Origin of the sequence: Neisseria sp. HMSC069H12, from assembly GCF_001812735.1 — a bacterium.
In the GTDB taxonomy this organism is placed as follows: domain Bacteria; phylum Pseudomonadota; class Gammaproteobacteria; order Burkholderiales; family Neisseriaceae; genus Neisseria; species Neisseria subflava.
This window is the reverse complement of record NZ_KV810284.1, coordinates 66770-89176: the sequence shown is the minus strand read 5'-3', so window position 1 is coordinate 89176 and position 22407 is coordinate 66770. Positions and strand designations below refer to the sequence as shown.

Below are 22407 nucleotides of genomic sequence, written 5' to 3'. Positions count from 1 at the left end.
AAAATAAAAATAAAACGGTACAACGAGGTTAAGCAGGTCTCGCGTTATTTATGCCCTGCCGAATAACCATGATAGGAGCTGCCGGAATGCGATGAGTCGCTATCTTCCGCTTGGACATAGTTGAACAAGACGGTAAGAAAAATGATGAAAGCAAAGAAAATAATCGTCCCTACCCGTTCTTCTTCGTAATCACGATCGTTTTTATATCTGTCGGAAACCCATATCCATACCAACGCACACAGACTGACCACTATGCCGACAGGGCTACGTAGGTGCGGTGACAGCCAGGCCGGAAGGTTGACGATGATAAGAATCAGCATGGCAATGATACGGGCTACATTATCTCGACTCCCAACATTTCTATTGTCGCCCTTCAGCCAATAAGAGAGCATCTCCTTAGTATCAAAAGACAGGCCGAATGCCTTTCTCATTTGACGGTAAGACACAGGACTGCTTTTACTCCAGACTATTTCATCCTTGCTCTGCTCAGAACACAGAATGACATTCCGGCCATAACTTTTCTTGCCGCTATATTCCTTGTAATGAAGCAAATCGCCTTGTTTGACTTTCCAATAAAAAGCACCAGCCGCTGCCTCGACCTGCCCACGGTAATGATCAATCAACATTTCACCGGCAGGATTGCCACTTGAATCAAAGTCCGGCCATGTGTGTAAGGTTTCTGACAACCGCCAGCGTTTTCCAGACTCAATCAGCCAGGCAAACCCTTGCTGCGTGTTATAAAGCAGATATTCCGTCCAGTATTCAGACTGATTTTGGTTATAGGACGGTATCTCAGCAAATCTTACAGCCCCGATAATCAGATATTCTGTATCGTTCAGACGGCCTTTCATACCTATGGAAAGTGTGAACAGGTTTTCTTGTTCTTTCCTTTGGGCATTTGCCTCCATCAACGCAACAGTATCTTTTGTCGTGTTCAAACTACTGCCGCAAGACTGACATAAAAGGAAAGAAGTAACACCACCTGGCCAATGAACAGGAGCGCCGCAATGAGGGCAGTTTTTAGAAAGAATCTCTCCTTTCAGACGGCCTGCACTTTCACGGATTTCATCATCACTGCGCTTATTTTCCAGCTTCAAACTGTCCAAACTGACTATGCGTCCGAAGTAGGAGTCCATTGGAAAAGCTGAATAATCCAAGGTCAAAAACAAATTGCCCCGTCGCCAGTCGCAAACCTCGCCTGTCGCTTGATTCCCAGATAAATTGAACGGCAACTCGCCTTGCGCATCGGTATTACAGTAATGTATGGTGCGGACGTCTGACGCAATAAAGGTTTGGCCATTAAAGATCAACGAACTGGAACCGGCTTTCACCGACTTAAAATTTTTCGGCCCCCGTCTCCTCTTCTGAGCCAGCAAACAAGTCATCGCATATAAATCGCCAACCTCGGAAAGCCAGCCGGTCTGCCCGTCATCAAACAAGACATACCATTCATTCCATGTGCCGACATCGTAATGCACCTGCAATCGCCCAATCAGCGTAAATTTCCGATCATCAAAAACGCCTCTCGTTCCAATCTGTAACGGACTGAAATCTTCCAGCAACGCAGAATCACGCCCTGCATTGGCAACAAAATATCCGCTCCTCCCCTTACCGCTTCTAGCAACCAGCATACTGCGGCAATGGCCACACACCAGCGTCACGGCAGTAGCGGAGTACGCCTCCACAGACGCACCACAGCTTGGGCAATCGGTTTTAAAAAAAGGCGTTTTTCCATATAGCGTCAATATTTCAGTTTAATCAGTACAAGGTTTAAGGCCGTCTGAAAACGGATTGAATATGCTTTCAGACGGCCTGTCTTTTAATAAAGAATACTTTATATTGTTTTTTGAGTGTTATGCCATACGATGAACTTGTTTTCTTTAACAAAAGCCAAGTTTATTAATCAGCAAAAAATTGTACATCTCTCTCTTTTACTCATCCAGTCGGGCAAACGCCTTTTGCGAAAATAAGCAACTGACCTTCATCATCAACATGAGTGGAAAGACGGCATTTTTTGCCTTTAGGCGGTTTGATTTTCCATTCTGTTGGGAAATCGGTAGGTTTGGTGCAGTTGTCAGGTAGGCTCATATCATGGCAACTGATTTGGTTTTCTTTGATTACCAAAGGTACTTTTTTACTTTTATCCAAGAGTATCCTTTTTCAGTATTTTTGCTGTCATTACCGATAACACAAAGATATTGCATATAGTGCAATTGAGCGATTGAAGATGCCTTATCGCCTGGCTGAACTTGTAGGGATGTGCCTTGGTTATTACTGACATAAACTTGATTACGACAATACTCGGTACGCTCGTGTGTTAATTTTTTTGCTTCGGCACTTTCCACCACAAGCAAAAACAAACCTGCAAGCAAGTAAATAACCAATAGCAAACTTCTGTTTCTCTTCCAATCTTTTATTTTAAGCATTTTGTTTAAAAGCCTTTTTATACAAAATTTGTTATCTAATTTGCTATCAGCCGATTTTTTCAGACGGCCTTATAGATTTTATTGTTTAACCGATGGTTGTATATCGTCCAGTATACCTTCGCCACGTCGCGCAACCGTCCAAACAGCCCTTTCTGCCGCCAATTCCCTGCGCAAGATTTCCTTCACTTTTTCCAATTTCATACCGCCGCAAATAAATGCGTCTATAGCGGCGAAATGGTGTTCCGGCCAAGTGTGGATACTGATGTGGGACTCGGCGAGCAGTAAAACGCCGGTTACGCCGCCTGCGCCGCTGAATGTGTGGAAATGTTCATTCAATATGGTGGCTTCTGCAGCCTGTGCGGCAGCTACCAAAGCGGTTTTCAGACGGCCTTCATCTTTTAAGATGGCTTCATCGCAGCCGTATAAGTCTAATAGGCCATGGTTACCGGGGGCATGGGTCATTTATGGCCTCCGGAATAACCCCTGCCGCCGTAATAACCGCCGGAGTGCATACGCGAGCCGTCGGAGTCGGAAGAGCCGTAGCTAATGATCATGGAGATGACGATGATGATGGTGCTGAAAATGATGTAAGTGATTCTCGACATGTTAATCCTCGTCCTCGTCTTTTTTACCCATGGTCCACAACAACCAGCATCCTATAAAGATGACGGTAAGTGCAGTAGAGCTGTCACCGGTCAGAAGCGCAGGGAGGTTGACGACAACCAAGATGGCGGTCATTATGATTCTTAATGATTTATCAATACCGTCTGCCGCCATGTTTGCAGTGTAATGCGGTGCGCGGCTGGTCAGATTAAACGCATCTGCAATTTCCCGATAAGCAATGGGGGTACTTCTATTCCATGCCATTTCGTGACTGTTTAGTTCGGAACCAAGCTTACGGCTTTGTCCGTCTCGGTAATCGCTGTAATAATTCAAATCACCGTTTCGGACGCGCCAATAAAACGCTCCGCTGGCAATCCTGACCCGTCCGCCATAGTCATAAAGTTTGCCATAGCCTTGCGGTTGGCGGTTTCGGTCGAGGCGCGGCCAATCGTTCAAGGTTTCAGAAATATTCCAACCTTCATCAGCTTCAACCAGCCATAAGAAACCCTGAGTTGGGTTGTAAAGCAGATATTCCGACCATTGGCCTTCGGGTATGAGCACGCGGTTGGCTCCGTTGAACAGGTTGTCGAACGTTTCCTGTGCGTCAGTTTCGGCGTATCTGATCGCTCCCATAACGTAAAATTCGCGTTTTTTCAGACGGCCTGTCGAGCCGACAGGCAAAGTAAACATCGTATTTTGCGACAAACGCAGATTATTGGCGGTAATAAGCTCCGCTTTATCTTTGCCGACTGCCAATTCGCTACCGCAACTTTGACAGTTCAGATGGGAAGTCAGCCCGTTTACCCAATGAATGGATGAGCCGCAGTTAGGACAGTTTTCTGAAGTAATACTGCCTTTCAGACGGCCTGCGCTTTCTTTAATTTCATCTTCGTGGCGCGTGTTTTCCAGCTTCAAATCATCTAGGTTTACCATCCTCCCGAAGAAAGCTTCGGGTGTTGTGTTGCTGTAATCGAGCGTGATGAAAAGGTTTTCGCAACGCCAGTCGGAAACCCGATTTTCTGTATCCTCTTTCAAAAAAAACGGCAATTCGCCCTGCGCGGCGGCACGTTTCAAACTGATTTTGCGGACATCGGAGGCAATATAGCGCTTATCTTGAAAAGTCAGCTCACTAAATCCGGCTCGCGTGTCTTCAAATTTCGGCGGATTATCGATTTCGACCGGCATGGTCATCACATATAAATCGCCCGCCTCTGAAAGCCAACCTGCCCTACCGTCGTCAAATAACGCATACCATTCATTCCACGCACCATCGTCGTATTGCACCTGAAGCCGTCCGACCAAGGTAAAGCGTTGCGCGACAAATGTGCCGCTGGTTCCGATTTGCAGCGGACTAAAATCTTCCAGCAATGCGGAATCGCGGCCGGAGTCGACAACGCCGTTATCTTGCCGCACCAGCATGCTGTTGCAATAGCCGCACACCAGCGTCACAGCAGAAGCAGAATGCGCTTCGACAGGTGCGCCGCAGCTTGGGCAGTCGGTTTTGAAGAAAGGAGTTTGAGACATGGATTTGCTTTTTCAGAATGGGTTGGAATGTTTCAGACGGCCTTAACGTTTATATCAACTGGTTTTATCAATGATTTCAAATTAGAAACAAACCAAATCGCCGAACGGACTCAATCAAATGATTCAAAAGGCCGTCTGAAACCTTTTCACAGAAGCAGCTCAACGCTTCTTTGAATGATATTTTTCAGACGGCCTTCAATTGATTAACCAATCAACTGTTTCAACACTTCAGCCTTGGCTTTATCAAAATCTTCTTGCGAAATCAAACCGCCATCCAGCAAAGACTTGAGTTTCATCAATTTCGCCTGCGGATCTTCGGCAGCCGGCTGAACATTTTGCTGAGCCTGTTGCATATTCGGCTGCATCATGCCTGACATGGCACCCGCCATCGCCTGACCAATACCGGCACCCACGCCCAAGCCTGCACCGATTCCGGCAAGTCCGCCTTCATTTTGTGCCGCAAGCGGGATGGATTCGGCGGTTTGATATTGGGTGTAGCGTCCCAAATCGCCGATAACGCCCATCGAAATTTTCTTATCCAACGCAGCCTGAATAGACGCAGGCAAGGTAATGCTTTCAACAGTGAAGTTTCCCAGCGCCAAACCCAGCTTGGCAAATTCCGCGCCAAGCAATTCGCCGATTTTTTGCGACAGCAAAACTTGGTTCGCCGCCATATCCAAGAATGGGATACCGGAGCTGCCAAACGCGGCTGCCAATTGGGTAACTGCAATATTGCGCAACTGGTTTTCCAAGTCTACGCCACTGTATTGCGCCGCCACGCCGCTGACTTCTTTAAAGAATTTTGCCGGATCGCTGATGCGGTAAGAATACATACCGAACGAACGCAGTTGCACCGCGCCAAACTCGGCATCGCGTATGGTAACAGGTTGGGACGTGCCCCATTTTCGTGCAAGCTGTTGTTTGGTATTGAAAAAGTAAACATCCGATTTAAACGGGGATTCAAAGAGCTTGTCCCAGTTTTTCAAGTTGGTCAGTACAGGCAGCGTTTGCGTATTGAGCGTGTAACGCCCCGGACCGAACACGTCGGCGGTTACGCCTTCATCGACAAACATCGCCATCTGCGCCTCACGCACAGTTAGGCTCGCACCGTTTTGGATCTCCTCATCGGCAATCGGAAAACGCCACATCAACAGGCTGTCATCGGGATTCGGCCATTGAATGACGTCGATAAACTGTTTTTTGATAAAGTTGAACATTTCAACTCCTTATAAAATAAATCGGGATACAAAATTCAAGGTATGGGTATTTAAGTCAAGCAAGCAGCGTTCAAAATGCCGATCGAGATGGACACTGCGCCAAACAACGCACCGACGGCGACATTGTTGCCGATAAGTTCTGCGGTAGCGCCTTTAATCATCATTGTTGCTGCGAAATAGACAAAAATCTGAATCACTGCTGCGGCAAGTCCCCACAGGATAAAATCGATGAAGCTGACACTGTGGGCAATGCTTGAGGCAAGCGTCAGACAGAAACCGACTAACGCACCACCAAACGCCAAGGCGCAGGCAAGGTTGCCGTTTTTAATCAGGCGCAATTCTTCGGCAGGGGTAATCCGCAGATATACGGCACCGAAAACCACAGTCATGGCAACACCTGCCAACATATATTGCAGGTAAAGCAGATATTGGGACAGAGAAATACTCACGATAAGATTCCTTGTTTTGCAATAAAGTGATTATGCCATATTTTTGAAGATAAACCCTTCGGAAATATGGCATTTTTAGAAGCGCTTCAGGCCGTCTGAAACGGTCAGATTTTTTAATTCATGTTTTATTGTGATAATTGTTGACGATTTTTGTATATTTATGTAACTATTGCGCACCGCTATTTAATTAGAACAAAGAGGAGAATATGAGCATACTCGCCGCCATCCGCCCTAAAGAGCCTTTGCGCCATCTGCGCTGGTTTGACATGCTGATTGTGACCGCCATCCTGTTCGGTCAATTTGCCTACCGTTCTACCCAACTTTATATCGCCAGCCTGATGCCGCAAGTGGAAACGGCCGCTGCTACCGAAGAAGTGCGCGATACTGCGGTAACCGGCGTGGCTTATTCTGAAAACATGAGCCTGCAGCTGACGCTGCTTGCTATTGCTCTGGTTTACCTCGTTATCCGCCGTTTCGACTTCAAACAGTTGCCGATTCGCTTTAATTTAGGCGTATTGTTTTGGACACCTGTAATTTTTATCCTGATGGGTCTGACCGCCGATGCGGTAACTTCGTTAAGCGGCGGCTACAATTACTTTACCACCGAAATTTTCCAATACATCAAACCATTATCCATCTTCGACAAATTTGCCGCCCTTGCTCCAATGGCCATCCTCTACGGCCTTTTAAACGGCTTTTATGAGGAATTCTGTTTCCTCGGCCTTTTAACCTGCGTGGAAGACAAATACAAATGGCAGGCATTGGCCTATTCGACCTTGGTGCGCGTCTCCTTCCATACTTATCAAGGTATGCTTTGGGCGACCGTTATCGGCGTTGTTTTCGGCTTGATGTACTACTTCTTCTACAAATACAAAGTCAAAAACCTGTTGCCGTTTTTCCTGGTTCACGCCTTGGCAGATATCTTCGGCTCCGGCTTCATCTATTTGATTTGCGCTTAATAGCAACGGTTGGATGAATAAACAAGGCCGTCTGAAACATTATTTTTCAGACGGCCTTTTATCATCTATCGGTTTACTTAATCAAAGTAATTGCCACATCCGCATCTTCGGTTGCAACAGCCTCAATCACTGCATCGCCGCCAAACCTCAACACCGAGCCTGCGCCGACCGTATGCTTTTCAGTCTGATTCAACGTCACGTCAAAGCTTCCTTTTCCAACGGCAAAAATCAGCGTTTTAAAACCCGGATGATCGTGCGGTTTAATCTGCTCCCCTTTCTTCATGTCTTTCTTAACAACCATGTAATTTTCGCCGCTGAAAATTTTACCGTTTTCGGAGGAAACCTCCCCCAAAGGCGCAGCAGAAACGGCAACGGAAAACAAAGCAGACAGCAATACAGCAGAAATATTAGATACTTTCATGGCAAGCCTTTCTTAAAACAGGGCTTCCATTCTATAAAAACCCACCTCATTACTCAATAATAATTCTTATTTTCTAATAAAAAGGCCGTCTGAAACCCAACGATATTTTTCAGACGGCCTGATTGACCTGTATAATATTTTCTTATTAATAAAATCGCTTTACATACCCATCAAATGGAAACCATCAGAAAAGATCCGCTCGGCTCGGCATGGGTGGTTATTGCCGCGCTCAGCTTTACCGTCATGAACCTCTCCGTCAAAGCCGCCTCTACACATTTCGGCTTTTCCAGCAGCGAGCTGGTCTTTTGGCGCATGCTGGTCTCCACCCTGTTCTTAGGCATCATGGCCAAAGCGCAAGGCAACACATTTTCCACGCCGCATTGGAAAACCCATCTCAACCGCAGCGTCATCGGCACGCTTGCCATGATGTGCACGCTTTATTCCGTCATACATCTGCCGCTGGCAACAGGCGTCACGCTCAACTACACGTCCTCCATCTGGCTGGCCATTTTTTCATTTTTCATTTTAAAAGAACGAATTACGCTTTATACCCAAGCCATTTTGGTTATGGGCTTTATCGGCGTTATCCTGTTGCTCAACCCATCTTTTCAAGGCGGACAGGAATTTGCCGCGCTAGTCAGTCTGGCAGGCGGCGCCATGTCGGGCTGGGCATATTTGCAGGTACGCGAACTCTCGCTTTTGGGCGAGCCGGGCTGGCGCGTGGTGTTTTACCTCTCGCTTACCGGCCTGATTATGGGCGCAGTCTGGAGCACCATCACAGGCTGGCATCCGCTGACCATCTCCTCCCTGCCCTATCTGGCCGGCATCGGCATCTCCGCCATGATTGCACAATTGGCCATGACCCGCGCCTATAAGGTCGGCAAGAAATTTACCGTTGCCTCGCTTTCCTACCTGACCGTCGTTTTCTCCGCCCTATCCGGCGTACTGCTTTTCGGCGATAAAATCACTTGGCAGGAAGCCGCCGGCATGGTTATCATTGTTGCAGGCGGCGTGTTCAGCAGTTTTACTCCGGCCTCAATCAAAAAATTTCTGATGAAGCAATAATTTAACAAGGAGAACACCATGATTTCCATCCGCGAACAATCTTACGGCTTAAACGTAGCGCTGTACAACGAGTTCACTCTGGACGATTTCCGCCAATTGGAAGAAGCCTTGTTGGCCGCGAAACAAAAAGTCCATCTGCCCGACATCCTGTTGGACTTGTCCATGCTGAAAGACTTCACCATCGATATGGCGGTCGAACAAATCAAATTCCTCAACCAACACGAAACCGACTTTGGCCGCGTTGCCGTCATTACCGACGACATTTGGATCAAACTCGGCGCGCGCCTTTCCAGCCTCCTGACCAACCAACATCCCAAATATTTCAGCGATGCCACCGAAGCGCAGGCTTGGTTGTTGGCAAGCAATTTGAAATAAAGACAAGGCCGTCTGAACGCATTACCTGAGCAAATTCAAAACCGCTTAGGCTCAAAATCAACGGTATCACAATATTTTTCAAAGCATCAAAAAGGCCGTCTGAAACCTTACAACCTGCAAAGTTTCAGACGGCCTTTTATCATTTTATTCAAAAACTTACATCACATCCAACACATCAATGCCCAGCAAATCCAAGCCTTGTTTCAGCGTGTCGCCGGTGAGCTTCGCCAGTTGCAGGCGGCTGTTGCGGGTTTCGCCTTCAGCTTTGAGTATCGGGCAGGCTTCGTAGAAGCGGCTGAACAGGGTGGCGGTTTGGTAGAGGTAGGCGGCAAGGTAGTGCGGATATGCCGTGTCTGCCACGCTTTGCAGTACGTCTTCAAATTTCAGCAACTCGGTGGCTAGTTGTTTTTCCAGCGGTTCGGCCAAAACGGTTGGCGCGGTTGCGTTCCATTCGCCGGCTTTGCGGAATACGCTTTGCACACGGGTATAGGCGTATTGCAGGTAAGGGGCGGTATTGCCTTCAAACGAAAGCATGGCGTCCCAGTCGAACACATAATCGCTGGTGCGGTTTTTGCTCAAATCGGCGTATTTGACCGCGCCGATGCCGACGGTTTTACCGATTTTGGCGGCTTCGTCTGCACCCAATTCAGGATTTTTCTCTTTCACCAAAGCGGTGGCGCGCTCGACGGCTTCGGTCAGCAGGTCAACCAGTTTTACGGTATCGCCGCTGCGCGTTTTGAACGGTTTGCCGTCTTTGCCCATCATCGTGCCGAAGCCGATAAACTCGGCTTTTGCATCTTCAGGCAGATAGCCTGCTTTGCGGGAAGTGGTGAAAAGTTGTTCGAAGTGCAGGGCTTGGCGGTGGTCGACGACGTACAGCAGGCGGTCGGCATGAAGCGTGCCGACACGGTAGCGCAAACACGCCAAGTCGGTGGAAGCATAAAGGAAGCCGCCGCCTTGTTTTTGTACGATAAATGCGGCAGGTTCGCCGTCTTTGTTTTTGAACTCGTCCAAGAACACGACTTTTGCGCCATCATCTTCGACTGCCAGACCTTTTTCGACCAAATCATCGACTACGGGTTGCAAATCATCGTTGTACTTCGATTCGCCCGCCACATCTTCAGGACGCAGTTTCAAGCCCAGCGTGTCGTAAACGGCTTGGGCGTGCGAGAGCGAAATATCGACAAACTGTTTCCACAACGCCAATACGGTTTCATCGCCGCCTTGCAGCTTCACAACGTATTCGCGCGCGGTGTCGGCAAAGGCGGCATCTTCGTCAAAGCGCACTTTGGCGGCGCGGTAAAACTGCTCCAAGTCCGCCAGCTCGAACGCGGCGTTGTCTTTTTGCTGCTCGACCAAATAAGCGACCAACATGCCGAACTGCGTACCCCAGTCGCCGACGTGGTTTTGGCGGACGACGGTGTTGCCCATGAATTCCAATACGCGCGAAATGCTGTCGCCGATGATGCTGGAACGCAGATGGCCGACGTGCATTTCCTTCGCTAGATTGGGCGAGGAATAGTCGATGACGACGGTTTGTGGTTTGTCAGTTTTTGCCACACCGAAACGCGCGTCGTTTAAAGCCTCATGAATATTTTGGGCAAGAAATTCGGGGCGCAGGCGTAGGTTGATAAAACCGGGACCGGCGACTTCCGCGCTTTCAATCACGGCGTTGTCCGCCAATGCTTCGGCGACTTTTTGCGCCAACTCGCGCGGATTTTGTTTGGCTTTTTTTGCCGCACCCATCACGCCGTTGATTTGGAAATCGCCGAAATCGGGATTTTTCGCCGCCTGCAATACGACGGGGCTGTCGGACAAACCGGCAGCGGCAAAGGCTGCTTGGGCTTCACGTTCGACGGTTTGGTATAAATTCATGTTATCGGTCTCTATCAATTCAAATCAGGCGGTATTTTAAAAGAATTTCGGGCTTTAAAACAGGGCAAGCTGCAATACTTTTCCAGCGGCTTATTATATGATTGCATTCTGATTCAACGATTTTGCCGTAAAGGCCGTCTGAAAGGAAAAGCCATGAACCCAAAAAATACGCTTTGTCTGATTGTCGATATTCAAGAACGCCTGCTACCCGCCCTTTCCGGCGCGGATGAAATGGTGGAACGCTGCCGCCTGCTGGTTCAAGGTTTGACGGCTTTGGACGTACCCTTTGCCGTAACCGAACAATATCCGAAAGGTTTGGGCAACACCGTATCCGCCGTATCGCTGCTGTTGCCTGAAGGCACGCCTGTTGTCGAGAAAACCCGATTTTCGGCGTTTTTACCTGAAATTCAGGAAATATTACGCAAAAACGACATTAAAAACGTTATTTTGGTGGGTGCGGAAGCGCATATCTGTATGCTTCAGACGGCCTTGGATTTGAAAGCGCAAGGTTACGCCGTATCCCTGCCTTTTGAATGCACCGCCTCGCGCACAACGGCCAACCGCGACAATGGTTTGGCGCAACTGAGCCGTCAGGGCATTATCATTTCCAATGTCGAAAGTATTTTGTTCCAACTGCTCGGCGATGCCAAACATCCGGTCTTTAAGACCATCTCCAAACTGATTCAATAACAGGCCGTCTGAAATGCAATACACCATCCGCCCTGCCCTGCGCCAAGACTTGCCCGCCATCGTCGATATTTACAACAGCACCGTGGCCACACGCCAATCCACGGCCGATTTGTCGCCGACCACGGTTGCCGAACGCGAAATGTGGTTTGCCGCGCACACGGACAAACGCCCGATCTACGCCCTTTACGATACCGACGGCACCGTATTAGCCTGGGGTAGTTTCAGCGACTACCATCCGCGCTACGCCTACCACATCAGCGCGGAAGTCAGCATTTATGTCCGCCACGATATGCGCGGCGCAGGCGTGGGCAAAATCCTGTTGCGGCACATGCTCGAACGTGCGCCGTCATTGGATATCCGCAACGTCATCGCGCTTGTGTTCGGCCACAACTATCCGAGCCTGAACCTGTTTCACCGTTTCGGTTTTGAAGAATGGGGGCGGCTGCCGCAAGTCTGCGATTTGGACACCATGTTGGCAGACGTCGTGATTTTGGGCAAAAGGATTGTGGATTGATGACGACAAAGGCCGTCTGAAAACTGAATTCAGACGGCCTTTTTACGGTAAAACCTTTATTCCGGTTTCTTCGCCAACATGGTAACGAATTTAAACTGAATCGGATTGCCGAATTCGTCTTTCGCGTGCATCGAGCCCAACTCTTCCTTGTATTCCACCAACTCCCAATCCTTATAGTATTCGCGCAGTTCGCCCTCGCTAAACTTAAACGGGAACGGCATCGGGCAAGGGAAATCTTCCGTATCCATCGCAGAAACAATCAGGTTGTAGCCGCCGGGGTTGGTGTGTTCCTGCATATTGGCAATCACGTCAGGAACGTAACGCGGCATCAGGAACATAAACACCACGGTCGCCACCATATAATCAAAGTTTTCCTGAATATTGGCGGCGTTGAGGTCGTATTCAAACGCACGGACATTCAGTTCTTCGATACGCGCCAGCTCTTCCACGTTTTGAACCGCGTTCGGATTATTATCGACAGCGGTAACGTCAAAACCTTTCAAACCCAGATACAGCGCGTTGCGGCCCTGGCCGCAGCCCATATCCAAAACCTTGCCGACGGGCACGATGCCTTCGGCGGCGCGGACGGCCGAATGTGTCGCGCTCATGCCGTATTTCTTATTGAAATAGTCCGCCGCCTCGCAGTAAAACGACAGTTGGATTTCCGTGTCTTGCGTTTGCGGCGCGATAAAGTGCCATGCTTGCGGATGGATAATCCAATCATCGCTTTCAGGCGTCAGCTCGTGCGTGGCCGTAATATTGCCCGCCTCGTCCACTTCGTTGAAGTTCAGACGGCCTTGGAGGACATTAAGGCAGCCCCAAGTACCGGCGGCGGTATTGTGTTTGGACAACAAGGCTTCGGAAATCTCGTCCGCCGTCCACACCGGCATCTGTTTGTAACAAAACAATTCTTGCTGTTCGCTCATCATGTTTCCTTTCTATTTTGACGGTTTCAACACAGCTTCTGCCAAGGCTTTCTGAATGGCAATCACGCTCTTGTCACTTTTAAATTGCAGGGTTTCGGTCGGTGCCTCGCCGGAAGAAACCCAAATCTTCAGCTCGGCATCCAAATCGAAATGGCCCGAGGTTTCCACCGAAAAGCGCGACACGGAACGGTACGGAATCGAACGGTAAGACACTTTCTTGCCGGTCAACCCCTGCTTGTCCACCAACACCAGCCGATATTCGGTAAACACAATCAAATCGCGCACCAGGCTGAATGCCATTTTTACCTGTTCGCCATCAATCAGGATATTCGCCAAATCGCGTTCGACCGCATCGGCGTCTTTTTGCGAAGCATTGCCCAAAAGGCCGCTGAACAATCCCATATCTGCCTGCTTTCTATACGAGTGATAAGTGCAGGGTATTTTACACGCGCAAACCGTATTTGCCGATATTTCAGACGGCCTTATGTTATGATACCGCCTTATTCGACAAAGACATGCCCATGGATAAACCCGTTTACCTCTACACCGACGGCGCATGCAAAGGCAACCCCGGCGCAGGCGGCTGGGGGGTATTTATGCGCTACGGCACACATGAAAAAGAACTGTTCGGCGGCGAAGCCGAAACCACCAACAACCGCATGGAGCTGACCGCCGTCATCGAAGGACTGAAATCCTTAAAACGCCGCTGCCAAGTCGTCATCTGCACCGACTCGCAATACGTCAAAAACGGCATGGAAAGCTGGATACACGGTTGGAAAAAAAACGGCTGGAAAACCGCCGCCAAAAAACCGGTCAAAAACGACGATTTATGGAAAGAGCTGGATAGTTTGGTTCAACAGCACGATGTCCGCTGGACGTGGGTAAAAGGCCATGCCGGACACCCTGAAAACGAAAAAGCCGACGAGCTCGCCAATCAAGGGGCGGCAAAATTTGCATAACACTTCGTCCATGACTGCACTCAAACATCTCAAGCCGTTGTTTTGGATTGCCATCATTGCATCGATTTGTGTGACACCAATAGCACTTATGTTCGCCTATTCGCCCTTTCATAATGTCAATGATTATTTTAACTTTGGATTGTGCGATCACATTGAGAGTGCCGAAGAATGTGACGACTTAATCACGCCCGCCTATTTATTTTGGTGGTTTATACCCAAACCGTGGTTTTTCACATTCATCACACTGACTGCTATTTACCTCATTCTAAAAATCCTGATTGAAATCATCCGATTCCTATTCAGACTGAGAAAGAAAAACCCATGACCTGCCCCATCTGTACTGCCGACAACGAAGATATTTTGCTGCAAACGCCAAACCTGCGCGTTATCGCCGTCCACAATGAAGCCGGCGCACCGGCATTCTGCCGCGTTATTTGGAATGACCATGTTTCCGAGATGACCGACCTTTCCCCTGCCGAACGCAACGAAATCATGGAAATGGTGTATCAGGTTGAAGCCGCAATGCGCCAAGTCTTTCGCCCGGCCAAAATTAATTTGGCTAGCCTCGGCAATGTTGTGCCACACCTGCATTGGCACGTCATCGCCCGCTTTGAAAACGACGCCAACTTCCCCGCGCCGATTTGGGCCGCGCCCGTCCGCGAACACGGCATGACCTTGCCCGAAAATTGGCCGCAACAAATCAAAAACTTAATCGCTTAAACTTTCAGACGGCCTGTAAAGACCGACACGCCAAGTTCAGGCCGTCTGAACATATAACGAAAGGAAAACCTCAATGAACTCCACCACGCGCCGCCATTTCCTGCGTACCTGCTCTGCCGCGGCAGGCGCAGGGTTGTTGCAAGCCTGCGGCACAGGCACGACCACCACGCCGCAAACCAAAACCACTTCTACCACCACGAAAGCCAAAACCGTGCAACCTAAGCAACCCCATCCGCCACGTTCCGGCGACAACCTCCTGCGCGTTGTTGCGCCGTCAGGCTTCGCCGAAGACCCCAACCGCGTGACCACCGGCCTGACCCGCCTCTACAATGCAGGCTTTACCGTGACCAACCAACAGGCAGGCAGCCGCCGTTACCAACGCTTTGCCGGCAGCGACGCCCAACGTGCCGCCGACTTCCAAGACGTTGCCAGCGGCCGTGTCGAAACGCCCAAAGTCTTGATGGGCCTGCGCGGCGGCTACGGCGCGGCACGCATCCTGCCTCAAATCGACTTTGCCTCACTCGGTGCCAGAATGCGCGAACGCGGCACATTGTTCTTCGGTTTCAGCGACGTGTGCGCCATCCAACTCGCCCTGTTGGCCAAAGGCAATATGATGAGCTTTGCAGGCCCGATGGTGTACAGCGAATTCGGCAAAGCTGCCCCCAGCGTCTTTACCATGGATTCTTTCATCCGCGGCACGACCAACAACGTCAACATCGTCGATGTCCCAACCATCCAACGCGCCGATGTCAACGTCGAAGGCACATTGTGGGGCGGCAACCTCAGCGTTCTCGCCTCCCTCGCCGGTACGCCTTACATGCCCGATATTCAAGGCGGCATCCTCTTTATCGAAGACGTCAGCGAGCAACCCTACCGCATCGAGCGCATGCTCAACACGCTTTATCTGTCAGGTGTTTTGCAAAAACAACGTGCCATCATCTTCGGCGATTTCCGCATGGGCACCATCCGCGACGTGTACGACTCCAGCTACGACTTCTCCGCCGTCGTTAACCACATTTCGCGCACTGCAAAGATTCCTGTGTTGACCGGTTTCCCATTCGGCCACATCACCAACAAAACTACTTTCCCCTTGGGCGCGCATGCCAAAGTCCGCAGTACCGGCAACGGCGGTTATTCCGTCACCTTCAGCAGCTATCCGACACTGAACCCGTCCGCGCTGACACTCGACAACCTGCTGCCGCCTCCTGTTCCGACTTACGACAGTACTATCTACCGCGACAGCATCACTGAAGAAGTCACCGAATAAGGTTTGTTCAAATCAAGAGGCCGTCTGAAACCCAGTTTCAGACGGCCTTTTTATATCTTCATCTTAACCGTAACGTCGTTGGAAATCTTTCATAAAGTCAGCCAACGCGTTCACACCTTCAAGCGGCATCGCATTGTAAATGCTGGCACGCATACCGCCGACGGTTTTATAGCCCTTGAGCAGGCACAAGCCCTGCAACTCAGCTTCCAACACAAAACGGCGGTCCAAGTCTTCGCTTGCGGTTTTGAAGACCACGTTCATTTTGGAACGCGCATCAGGATGAATATCGTTGATGTAAAAACCGCCGCTGCCGTCTATCGTCTCATACAAGGTTTGTGCCTTTATTCGATTGACCGTTTCAATTTTTTTCACACCGCCCTGCGTTTGCAGCCAGCAGAACACCAAACCTGACATATAAATCGCATAAGTAGAAGGCGTGTTGTACATACCGTCGCGGTTGATGTGCGAACGGTAGTTGAACACATCGGGAATATCTTTCGGACAACGCTCCAGCAAATCCTCGCGGATAATGACCACGGTCGCACCGGCAGGGCCGATATTTTTTTGTGCACCTGCATAAATCAAGCCGTAATCGGATACATCAAACTCACGCGACAAAATCTCGCTCGACATATCGCACACCAGCGGCGGCAGGCCGTCTGAAAGTTTGGGGACGTTTTGATACTGCAAGCCGTTGACGGTTTCATTAATCGCAAAATGAATAAACGCAGAATTCGGATTGACATCCCAATCCTCCACCGCAGGCAGGTTTTTATAGGCATATTGCTCGCCGCCATGCGCGGCCAAACGGATTTCGGCATTGCTCAAACGGCTCATCTGTTCATAGGCAATACGGCTCCAGTTACCCGTTACCACCGCGTCGGCAGTCGCAAAACCATGCGCCAAATTCATGGCCACCATATTGAATTGCGTGGTCGCACCGCCCTGTAAAAACAGGATTTTATAGTTGGACGGAATATTCAAAAGCTGGCGCAAGTCTTGTTCGGCATGATGTAGAATACTCAAAAACATATCCGAACGGTGGCTCATCGCCATCACGGGGAAACCCGTACCGTTGTAGTCGAGCATTTCCTGTTGCGCGGTACGCAATACCACTTCCGGCAATACGGCAGGACCTGCGGAAAAATTGTAAATCGGGTGTGCGGACATGGCGGTCTTCTTTCTTATTCGGAGAGTATAAGGAAATTGTAGAACCGCCTTGCACATTGTGCAAGCACGAAAAATCAGAAAATCCAAGACCGTCTGAAAACAAAGCAACACCAATTCTTTGTTTTCCAAAATAATTTCAAAAACGCTATATCAAAACTTGTCAACAATTTCCTTTTCAGACGGCCTCGACCCTACCCTTTACATTTAAGCAATCACTTCAAAAAATCCACGCCAAATCAACACTTTTCTTTTATCTTGAAAACAGTTATAATAGGCCAATTTTTCAAATCACACGAAAAATGGCCGCGCGGCCATTTTTTTGTTTATGTACTTCTGGAGAAGCATGGATATTCAAAGCATTCTTGATAAAACCCTGCCCGGCTTGGGCTACGAGCTAGTCGATTTCGAACTGACCGCACAAGGAGATTTGCGCGTTTTCATCGATAAAGAAGGCGGCATTACCGTCGAAGACTGCGCCACTGTCAGCAACCATCTGAGCCGCGTGTTTATGGTTGAAGACATCGACTACAAACGTTTGGAAATCTCCAGCCCGGGCCTTGACCGTCCGTTAAAAAAAGCCGCCGACTTTGTGCGCTTTGCCGGCCAGAACGCCAAAATCAAAACACGCCTGCCGATTGATGGTCAGAAAAACTTCATCGGCCGCATCGAATCCTGCGAAAACGACATCGTTACCGTCTCTTTCGATGGCAAAACCGCCCAAATCGAATTGAGCAACATCGACAAAGCCCGTTTGCGCCCCGAATTTAAATTTTAAAAACCGATTACTTGGAGATTCTAGAAAATGAGTCGCGAAATGTTACAGCTGGCCGAAGCGCTGGCAAGTGAAAAAAACGTTGAAACGGAAGTCGTATTCAAAGCCCTTGAATTCGCCCTCTCTACTGCTGCCAAGAAAAAAGCCGACCGCGAGCACATGGACGTGCGCGTCGAAATCGACCGCGATACCGGCGAATACCAAACCTTCCGCCGTTGGCTGATTGTTGCCGATGAAGACTACACCTACCCCGACGTAGAAAAAACCATCGAGGAAATCCAAGAAGAAATTCCAGGTACCACCATCCAAATCGGCGAATACTACGAAGAGCAGCTGCCAAACGAAGGTTTCGGCCGCCAAGCCGCGCAAACTGCCAAACAAATCATCCTGCAACGCATCCGTGATGCGGAGCGCGAACAAAACCTGAACGAGTTCCTCGCCTTTAAAGAAGACATCGTTTCCGGTACGGTAAAACGTGTCGAGCGCCACGGCATCATCGTGGAAGTCGTCGCAGGCAAACTTGACGCCCTGATTCCGCGCGAAGAAATGATTCCGCGCGAAAACTTCCGCAGCGGCGACCGCATCCGCGCCCTCTTCCTGCGTGTGGACGAAATCGGCAATACCGGCCGCAAACAAGTCATTTTGAGCCGTACCAGCGGCGACTTCTTGGCCAAACTCTACGCTAACGAAGTACCTGAAATTGCAGACGGCCTGTTGGAAATCCGCGAAGTAGCACGCGACCCCGGCCAACGCGCCAAAGTTGCCGTTAAAGCCAACGACCAACGCATCGACCCGCAAGGTACTTGTATCGGCGTGCGCGGTTCCCGTGTTAACGCCGTGAGCAACGAATTGTCCGGCGAACGCATCGACATCGTATTGTGGTCTCCTGAGCCTGCCCAATTCGTGATGAATGCGCTGTCTCCTGCCGAAGTAAGCCGCATCGTAATTGACGAAGACAAACACGCTGTTGACGTAATCGTTGATGAAAACCAACTGGCGCTGGCCATCGGCCGCGGCGGTCAAAACGTCCGCCTGGCTTCCATCCTGACCGGCTGGCAGCTGAACATCATGACCATTGAAGAAGCCGACGAGCGCAATGCTGCCGAAGACGCGGTTATCCGCAACCTCTTCACCACCCACTTGAACATCGACGACGAAACCGCCGATATCTTGGTGGAAGAAGGCTTTGCCACATTGGAAGAAGTTGCTTACGTTCCAGCGGCAGAATTGCTCTCGATTGACGGCTTTGACGAAGAAATCGTTGAAACCCTGCGCAATCGCGCACGCGATGCGATCCTGACCATTACCATCGCCGCAGAAGAAAAACTGGGTGAAGTGTCTGAAGACATGCGCAATTTGGACGGCGTAGATTCCGATATGTTGCGCAAACTTGCCGAAGCCGGCGTAACCCAACGCGATGATCTGGCCGAATTGTCTGTTGACGAATTGGTCGAAATTACCGGTGTTGACGAAGAAGAAGCCAAAAAAGTAATTTTGGCTGCACGCGAACACTGGTTTACTGAAGAAAACAACTAAGGGGGTACTGAATGAGTAATACAACCGTAGCGCAATTTGCCGCCGAACTAAACCGCCCCGTCGATGATTTGCTTAAACAATTGAAAGAAGCCGGGGTCAACAAAAACAGCGGCAATGACAGCATAACCACTGACGACAAACAACTGTTGACTGCTTACCTGCAAAAGAAAAACGGCAGCAACAGCGGCACCATCAGCATCCGCCGTAAAAAAACCGAAGTCAGCACAGTTGACGGCGTAAAAGTGGAAACACGCCGCCGCAGCCGTGCCGTTACCATTCCTTCTTCCGAAGAATTGGCAGCGGAAGCCAAAGCCAAAGTAGCAGCGGAAAACCAAAAAGCCGAGGCAGAAAAAGCAGCCGCCCAAGCTGCCGAAGAAAAAGCCAAAGCTGAAGCAGAAGCTACCGCAAAAGCCGAAGCACGTGCCAAAGCAGAGGCCGAAGCAGCCAGACTGAAAGCAGCCAAAGCCGCACCAAAAGCGGAAGGCAAACCTGCCGAAGCAAAAAAAGAAGAAGCCAAAAAAGAAGAAGCCAAACCGGTTGAAGCCGTAGAAGCCAAGGCCGAAGCAAAAGTTGAGGCTAAAGCAGACAACAAGCCGTCTGAAAAATCCGTTGAAGCTGAAAAACCAGCCGAAGCCAAAAAACCTGCCAAAGCCAAACAAGACAAAGGCGGCAAAGGCAAAGAAGCGAAAAAAGCTGCCAAACCTGCCGCTCCTGCCGTACCGCAACCTGTCGTCAGCGTAGAAGAACAGGCTCAACGCGATGAAGAGGCCCGTCGTGCCGCCGCCCTGCGTGCGCACCAAGAAGCCTTATTGAAAGAAAAACAAGAGCGTCAAGCACGCCGTGAAGCCATGAAACAACAGGCCGATCAAGACTCAAAACCTACTAAAGAAGCCAAATCAGGCGAACGCAACAAACCTGCCGAGAAAGCCAAAGCAGCATCCGGCGAAGGCAAATCCGAACACAACGCGCGCGGTAAAAAAGAAGACCGTCGTGACCGTGATGAAGAAAACCAAGGCCGTAACGCCAAAGGTAAAAGCGGCAAAGGCGGCCGTGACCGCAATAATGCTCGCAATGGCGACGACGAGCGCGTACGCGGCGGCAAAAAAGGCAAAAAACTCAAACTTGAGCCAAACCAACACGCCTTCCAAGCGCCGACCGAACCTGTCGTACACGAAGTTTTGGTGCCTGAAACCATTACCGTTGCCGACTTGGCACACAAAATGGCCGTTAAAGGCGTCGAAGTGGTTAAAGCCCTGATGAAAATGGGCATGATGGTAACCATCAACCAATCTATCGACCAAGACACTGCCCTGATTGTGGTGGAAGAACTCGGCCACATCGGTAAACCTGCCGCAGCCGACGACCCTGAAGCATTCCTGGATGAAGGCGTTGAAGCAGTAGAAGCCGAAGCATTGCCACGTCCGCCGGTTGTTACCGTGATGGGTCACGTTGACCACGGTAAAACTTCCCTGCTGGACTACATCCGCCGTGCCAAAGTGGTACAAGGCGAAGCGGGCGGCATTACCCAACACATCGGTGCATACCACGTTGAAACCCCTCGCGGCGTGATTACCTTCTTGGATACTCCGGGTCACGAAGCGTTTACCGCCATGCGTGCGCGCGGTGCGAAAGCAACCGATATCGTGATTCTTGTTGTAGCAGCCGACGATGGCGTGATGCCGCAAACCATCGAGGCGATTGCCCACGCTAAAGCTGCGGGCGTACCGATGGTGGTTGCCGTCAACAAAATCGATAAAGAAGCTGCCAACCCTGAGCGTATCCGCCAAGAGCTGACTGCGCATGAAGTTGTACCTGACGAATGGGGCGGCGACGTACAGTTCATCGACGTTTCTGCTAAAAAAGGCCTGAACATCGATGCATTGCTCGAAGCCGTCTTACTCGAAGCCGAAGTTTTGGAACTGACTGCCCCTGTCGATGCACCTGCCAAAGGCATCATCGTTGAGGCTCGTTTGGACAAAGGCCGCGGCGCGGTTGCCACATTGCTGGTTCAAAGCGGTACACTGAAAAAAGGCGATATGCTGCTGGCCGGTACTGCATTCGGTAAAATCCGTGCAATGGTTGACGAAAACGGCAAAGCCATCAATGAAGCCGGCCCGTCTATCCCTGTCGAAATCCTCGGCTTGTCGGATGTACCGAACGCAGGCGAAGATGCAATGGTATTGGCCGACGAGAAAAAAGCGCGCGAAATCGCCCTCTTCCGTCAAGGCAAATACCGCGACGTGCGCTTGGCCAAACAACAGGCCGCGAAACTGGAAAACATGTTCAACAATATGGGCGAAAACCAAGCCCAATCCTTGTCCGTCATCATCAAAGCAGACGTACAAGGTTCTTACGAAGCTTTGGCGGGCAGCCTGAAAAAACTGTCCACCGACGAAGTAAAAGTGAACGTGTTGCACAGCGGCGTCGGCGGCATTACCGAATCTGATGTCAACTTGGCCATCGCTTCCGGCGCATTCATCATCGGCTTTAACGTCCGTGCAGATGCTTCCGCACGCAAACTGGCTGAGAATGAAAACGTGGAAATCCGTTACTACAACATCATTTACGATGCCATCGACGACGTGAAAGCCGCCATGAGCGGTATGCTCTCTCCGGAAGAGAAAGAGCAAGTAACCGGTACGGTTGAAATCCGTCAGGTTATCTCCGTTTCCAAAGTCGGCAACATTGCAGGCTGTATGGTTACCGACGGTGTGGTCAAACGCGATTCCCATGTCCGCCTCATCCGCAACAACGTGGTTATCCATACCGGCGAGCTGTCTTCTTTGAAACGCTACAAAGACGACGTCAAAGAAGTCCGTATGGGCTTCGAATGTGGTCTGATGCTCAAAGGCTACAACGAGATTATGGAAGGCGACCAACTCGAATGTTTCGACATCGTCGAAGTTGCCCGTACTCTGTAATCAAACAGGCCGTCTGAA

At 50.0% G+C, this 22407-nt stretch carries 25 protein-coding genes; 12 read left to right on the top strand and 13 right to left on the bottom strand.

The features are described 5' to 3' along the window. Window positions 1–44 precede the first annotated feature (44 nt). The 8 genes from HMPREF2872_RS06415 to HMPREF2872_RS06390 form a co-directional block, all read right to left on the bottom strand. Window positions 45–1631: a DUF4178 domain-containing protein gene (locus HMPREF2872_RS06415; protein WP_283119003.1), complete on the bottom strand. Its 1587-nt coding sequence runs from the start codon at window positions 1629–1631 to the stop codon at window positions 45–47. Window positions 1632–1935: 304 nt separating this feature from the next. Further along, window positions 1936–2148, bottom strand: a complete 213-nt coding sequence (locus HMPREF2872_RS12045; RefSeq protein ID WP_283119002.1) for a hypothetical protein — start codon at window positions 2146–2148, stop codon at window positions 1936–1938. Continuing rightward, complete coding sequence (locus HMPREF2872_RS12040; protein WP_283119001.1) at window positions 2118–2426, bottom strand: hypothetical protein; 309 nt, start codon at window positions 2424–2426, stop codon at window positions 2118–2120. The genes HMPREF2872_RS12045 and HMPREF2872_RS12040 overlap by 31 nt, the downstream gene beginning before the upstream one ends. Window positions 2427–2504: 78 nt before the next feature. After that, the gene (speD, locus tag HMPREF2872_RS06405) at window positions 2505–2888 is read right to left on the bottom strand and encodes an adenosylmethionine decarboxylase (protein ID WP_070632184.1); all 384 of its coding nucleotides are present in this window, start codon (window positions 2886–2888) and stop codon (window positions 2505–2507) included. Further along, window positions 2885–3031: a hypothetical protein gene (locus HMPREF2872_RS11765; RefSeq protein WP_168164757.1), complete on the bottom strand. Its 147-nt coding sequence runs from the start codon at window positions 3029–3031 to the stop codon at window positions 2885–2887. The genes speD and HMPREF2872_RS11765 overlap by 4 nt, the downstream gene beginning before the upstream one ends. A gap of 1 nt (window position 3032) precedes the next feature. Then, the gene (locus HMPREF2872_RS06400; RefSeq protein ID WP_283119000.1) at window positions 3033–4553 is read right to left on the bottom strand and encodes a DUF4178 domain-containing protein; all 1521 of its coding nucleotides are present in this window, start codon (window positions 4551–4553) and stop codon (window positions 3033–3035) included. Between the two features lie 203 nt (window positions 4554–4756). Beyond that, window positions 4757–5770: an SPFH domain-containing protein gene (locus tag HMPREF2872_RS06395; RefSeq protein ID WP_070632181.1), complete on the bottom strand. Its 1014-nt coding sequence runs from the start codon at window positions 5768–5770 to the stop codon at window positions 4757–4759. A gap of 50 nt (window positions 5771–5820) precedes the next feature. After that, on the bottom strand, window positions 5821–6219 hold the full coding sequence (locus HMPREF2872_RS06390; protein ID WP_193699298.1) for a DUF350 domain-containing protein: 399 nt from the start codon (window positions 6217–6219) through the stop codon (window positions 5821–5823). 206 nt (window positions 6220–6425) lie between these two features. Here HMPREF2872_RS06390 and HMPREF2872_RS06385 point away from each other — a divergent pair, with 206 nt between their 5' ends. After that, a complete protein-coding gene (locus HMPREF2872_RS06385; RefSeq protein ID WP_070632178.1) occupies window positions 6426–7178 on the top strand; it encodes a CPBP family glutamic-type intramembrane protease in 753 nt (250 codons plus the stop codon). A 73-nt stretch (window positions 7179–7251) separates the two neighbouring features. On the opposite strand, the gene HMPREF2872_RS06380 is transcribed toward HMPREF2872_RS06385, so the two are convergent. Continuing rightward, on the bottom strand, window positions 7252–7599 hold the full coding sequence (locus HMPREF2872_RS06380; RefSeq protein ID WP_003686176.1) for a cupin domain-containing protein: 348 nt from the start codon (window positions 7597–7599) through the stop codon (window positions 7252–7254). A 174-nt stretch (window positions 7600–7773) separates the two neighbouring features. Here HMPREF2872_RS06380 and HMPREF2872_RS06375 point away from each other — a divergent pair, with 174 nt between their 5' ends. Both HMPREF2872_RS06375 and HMPREF2872_RS06370 read left to right on the top strand, forming a co-directional pair. After that, window positions 7774–8664, top strand: a complete 891-nt coding sequence (locus tag HMPREF2872_RS06375) for a DMT family transporter (protein WP_070632175.1) — start codon at window positions 7774–7776, stop codon at window positions 8662–8664. An 18-nt stretch (window positions 8665–8682) separates the two neighbouring features. Then, window positions 8683–9039 (top strand): SpoIIAA family protein, encoded by a 357-nt coding sequence (locus HMPREF2872_RS06370; protein ID WP_003686136.1) that lies wholly within the window; start codon window positions 8683–8685, stop codon window positions 9037–9039. Window positions 9040–9195: 156 nt separating this feature from the next. On the opposite strand, the gene argS is transcribed toward HMPREF2872_RS06370, so the two are convergent. Next, on the bottom strand, window positions 9196–10914 hold the full coding sequence (gene argS, locus HMPREF2872_RS06365; protein WP_070632172.1) for an arginine--tRNA ligase: 1719 nt from the start codon (window positions 10912–10914) through the stop codon (window positions 9196–9198). A gap of 153 nt (window positions 10915–11067) precedes the next feature. Here argS and HMPREF2872_RS06360 point away from each other — a divergent pair, with 153 nt between their 5' ends. Both HMPREF2872_RS06360 and HMPREF2872_RS06355 read left to right on the top strand, forming a co-directional pair. Further along, window positions 11068–11604, top strand: coding sequence for an isochorismatase family protein (locus HMPREF2872_RS06360; protein ID WP_070632169.1), 537 nt, complete (start codon window positions 11068–11070; stop codon window positions 11602–11604). Window positions 11605–11617: 13 nt separating this feature from the next. Further along, on the top strand, window positions 11618–12118 hold the full coding sequence (locus HMPREF2872_RS06355) for a GNAT family N-acetyltransferase (RefSeq protein ID WP_070632168.1): 501 nt from the start codon (window positions 11618–11620) through the stop codon (window positions 12116–12118). 56 nt (window positions 12119–12174) lie between these two features. On the opposite strand, the gene tehB is transcribed toward HMPREF2872_RS06355, so the two are convergent. Together tehB and HMPREF2872_RS06345 are read right to left on the bottom strand one after the other, a co-directional pair. Then, a complete protein-coding gene (gene tehB, locus HMPREF2872_RS06350) occupies window positions 12175–13044 on the bottom strand; it encodes an SAM-dependent methyltransferase TehB (protein WP_070632165.1) in 870 nt (289 codons plus the stop codon). A 12-nt stretch (window positions 13045–13056) separates the two neighbouring features. Further along, a complete protein-coding gene (locus HMPREF2872_RS06345; protein ID WP_003678731.1) occupies window positions 13057–13446 on the bottom strand; it encodes a PH domain-containing protein in 390 nt (129 codons plus the stop codon). 119 nt (window positions 13447–13565) lie between these two features. On the opposite strand from HMPREF2872_RS06345, the gene rnhA reads away from it, so the two are divergent. The 4 genes from rnhA (at window position 13566) to HMPREF2872_RS06325 (ending at window position 15990) form a co-directional block, all read left to right on the top strand. Beyond that, window positions 13566–14003: a ribonuclease HI gene (gene rnhA, locus HMPREF2872_RS06340; RefSeq protein WP_036473212.1), complete on the top strand. Its 438-nt coding sequence runs from the start codon at window positions 13566–13568 to the stop codon at window positions 14001–14003. Window positions 14004–14013: 10 nt separating this feature from the next. Then, on the top strand, window positions 14014–14328 hold the full coding sequence (locus tag HMPREF2872_RS06335) for a hypothetical protein (protein WP_070632161.1): 315 nt from the start codon (window positions 14014–14016) through the stop codon (window positions 14326–14328). After that, window positions 14325–14723 (top strand): HIT family protein, encoded by a 399-nt coding sequence (locus tag HMPREF2872_RS06330; RefSeq protein ID WP_049330909.1) that lies wholly within the window; start codon window positions 14325–14327, stop codon window positions 14721–14723. Before HMPREF2872_RS06335 ends, HMPREF2872_RS06330 begins: the two co-directional genes overlap by 4 nt. A gap of 73 nt (window positions 14724–14796) precedes the next feature. Then, complete coding sequence (locus HMPREF2872_RS06325; RefSeq protein ID WP_070632158.1) at window positions 14797–15990, top strand: LD-carboxypeptidase; 1194 nt, start codon at window positions 14797–14799, stop codon at window positions 15988–15990. A gap of 63 nt (window positions 15991–16053) precedes the next feature. Here HMPREF2872_RS06325 and serC read toward each other — a convergent pair whose 3' ends face one another. Beyond that, entirely contained in the window at window positions 16054–17160 is a 1107-nt protein-coding gene (gene serC, locus HMPREF2872_RS06320) for a phosphoserine transaminase (RefSeq protein WP_070632156.1), read from the bottom strand. A 343-nt stretch (window positions 17161–17503) separates the two neighbouring features. Between serC and rimP the strand changes: the two genes are divergently transcribed. The 3 genes from rimP to infB are packed head-to-tail and all read left to right on the top strand — an operon-like array spanning window position 17504 to window position 22389. Next, window positions 17504–17935: a ribosome maturation factor RimP gene (gene rimP, locus HMPREF2872_RS06315; protein WP_003685973.1), complete on the top strand. Its 432-nt coding sequence runs from the start codon at window positions 17504–17506 to the stop codon at window positions 17933–17935. A 27-nt stretch (window positions 17936–17962) separates the two neighbouring features. Beyond that, a complete protein-coding gene (gene nusA / locus HMPREF2872_RS06310) occupies window positions 17963–19468 on the top strand; it encodes a transcription termination factor NusA (protein ID WP_070632154.1) in 1506 nt (501 codons plus the stop codon). An 11-nt stretch (window positions 19469–19479) separates the two neighbouring features. Next, window positions 19480–22389, top strand: a complete 2910-nt coding sequence (infB, locus tag HMPREF2872_RS06305) for a translation initiation factor IF-2 (protein WP_070632151.1) — start codon at window positions 19480–19482, stop codon at window positions 22387–22389. Window positions 22390–22407: the final 18 nt, after the last annotated feature.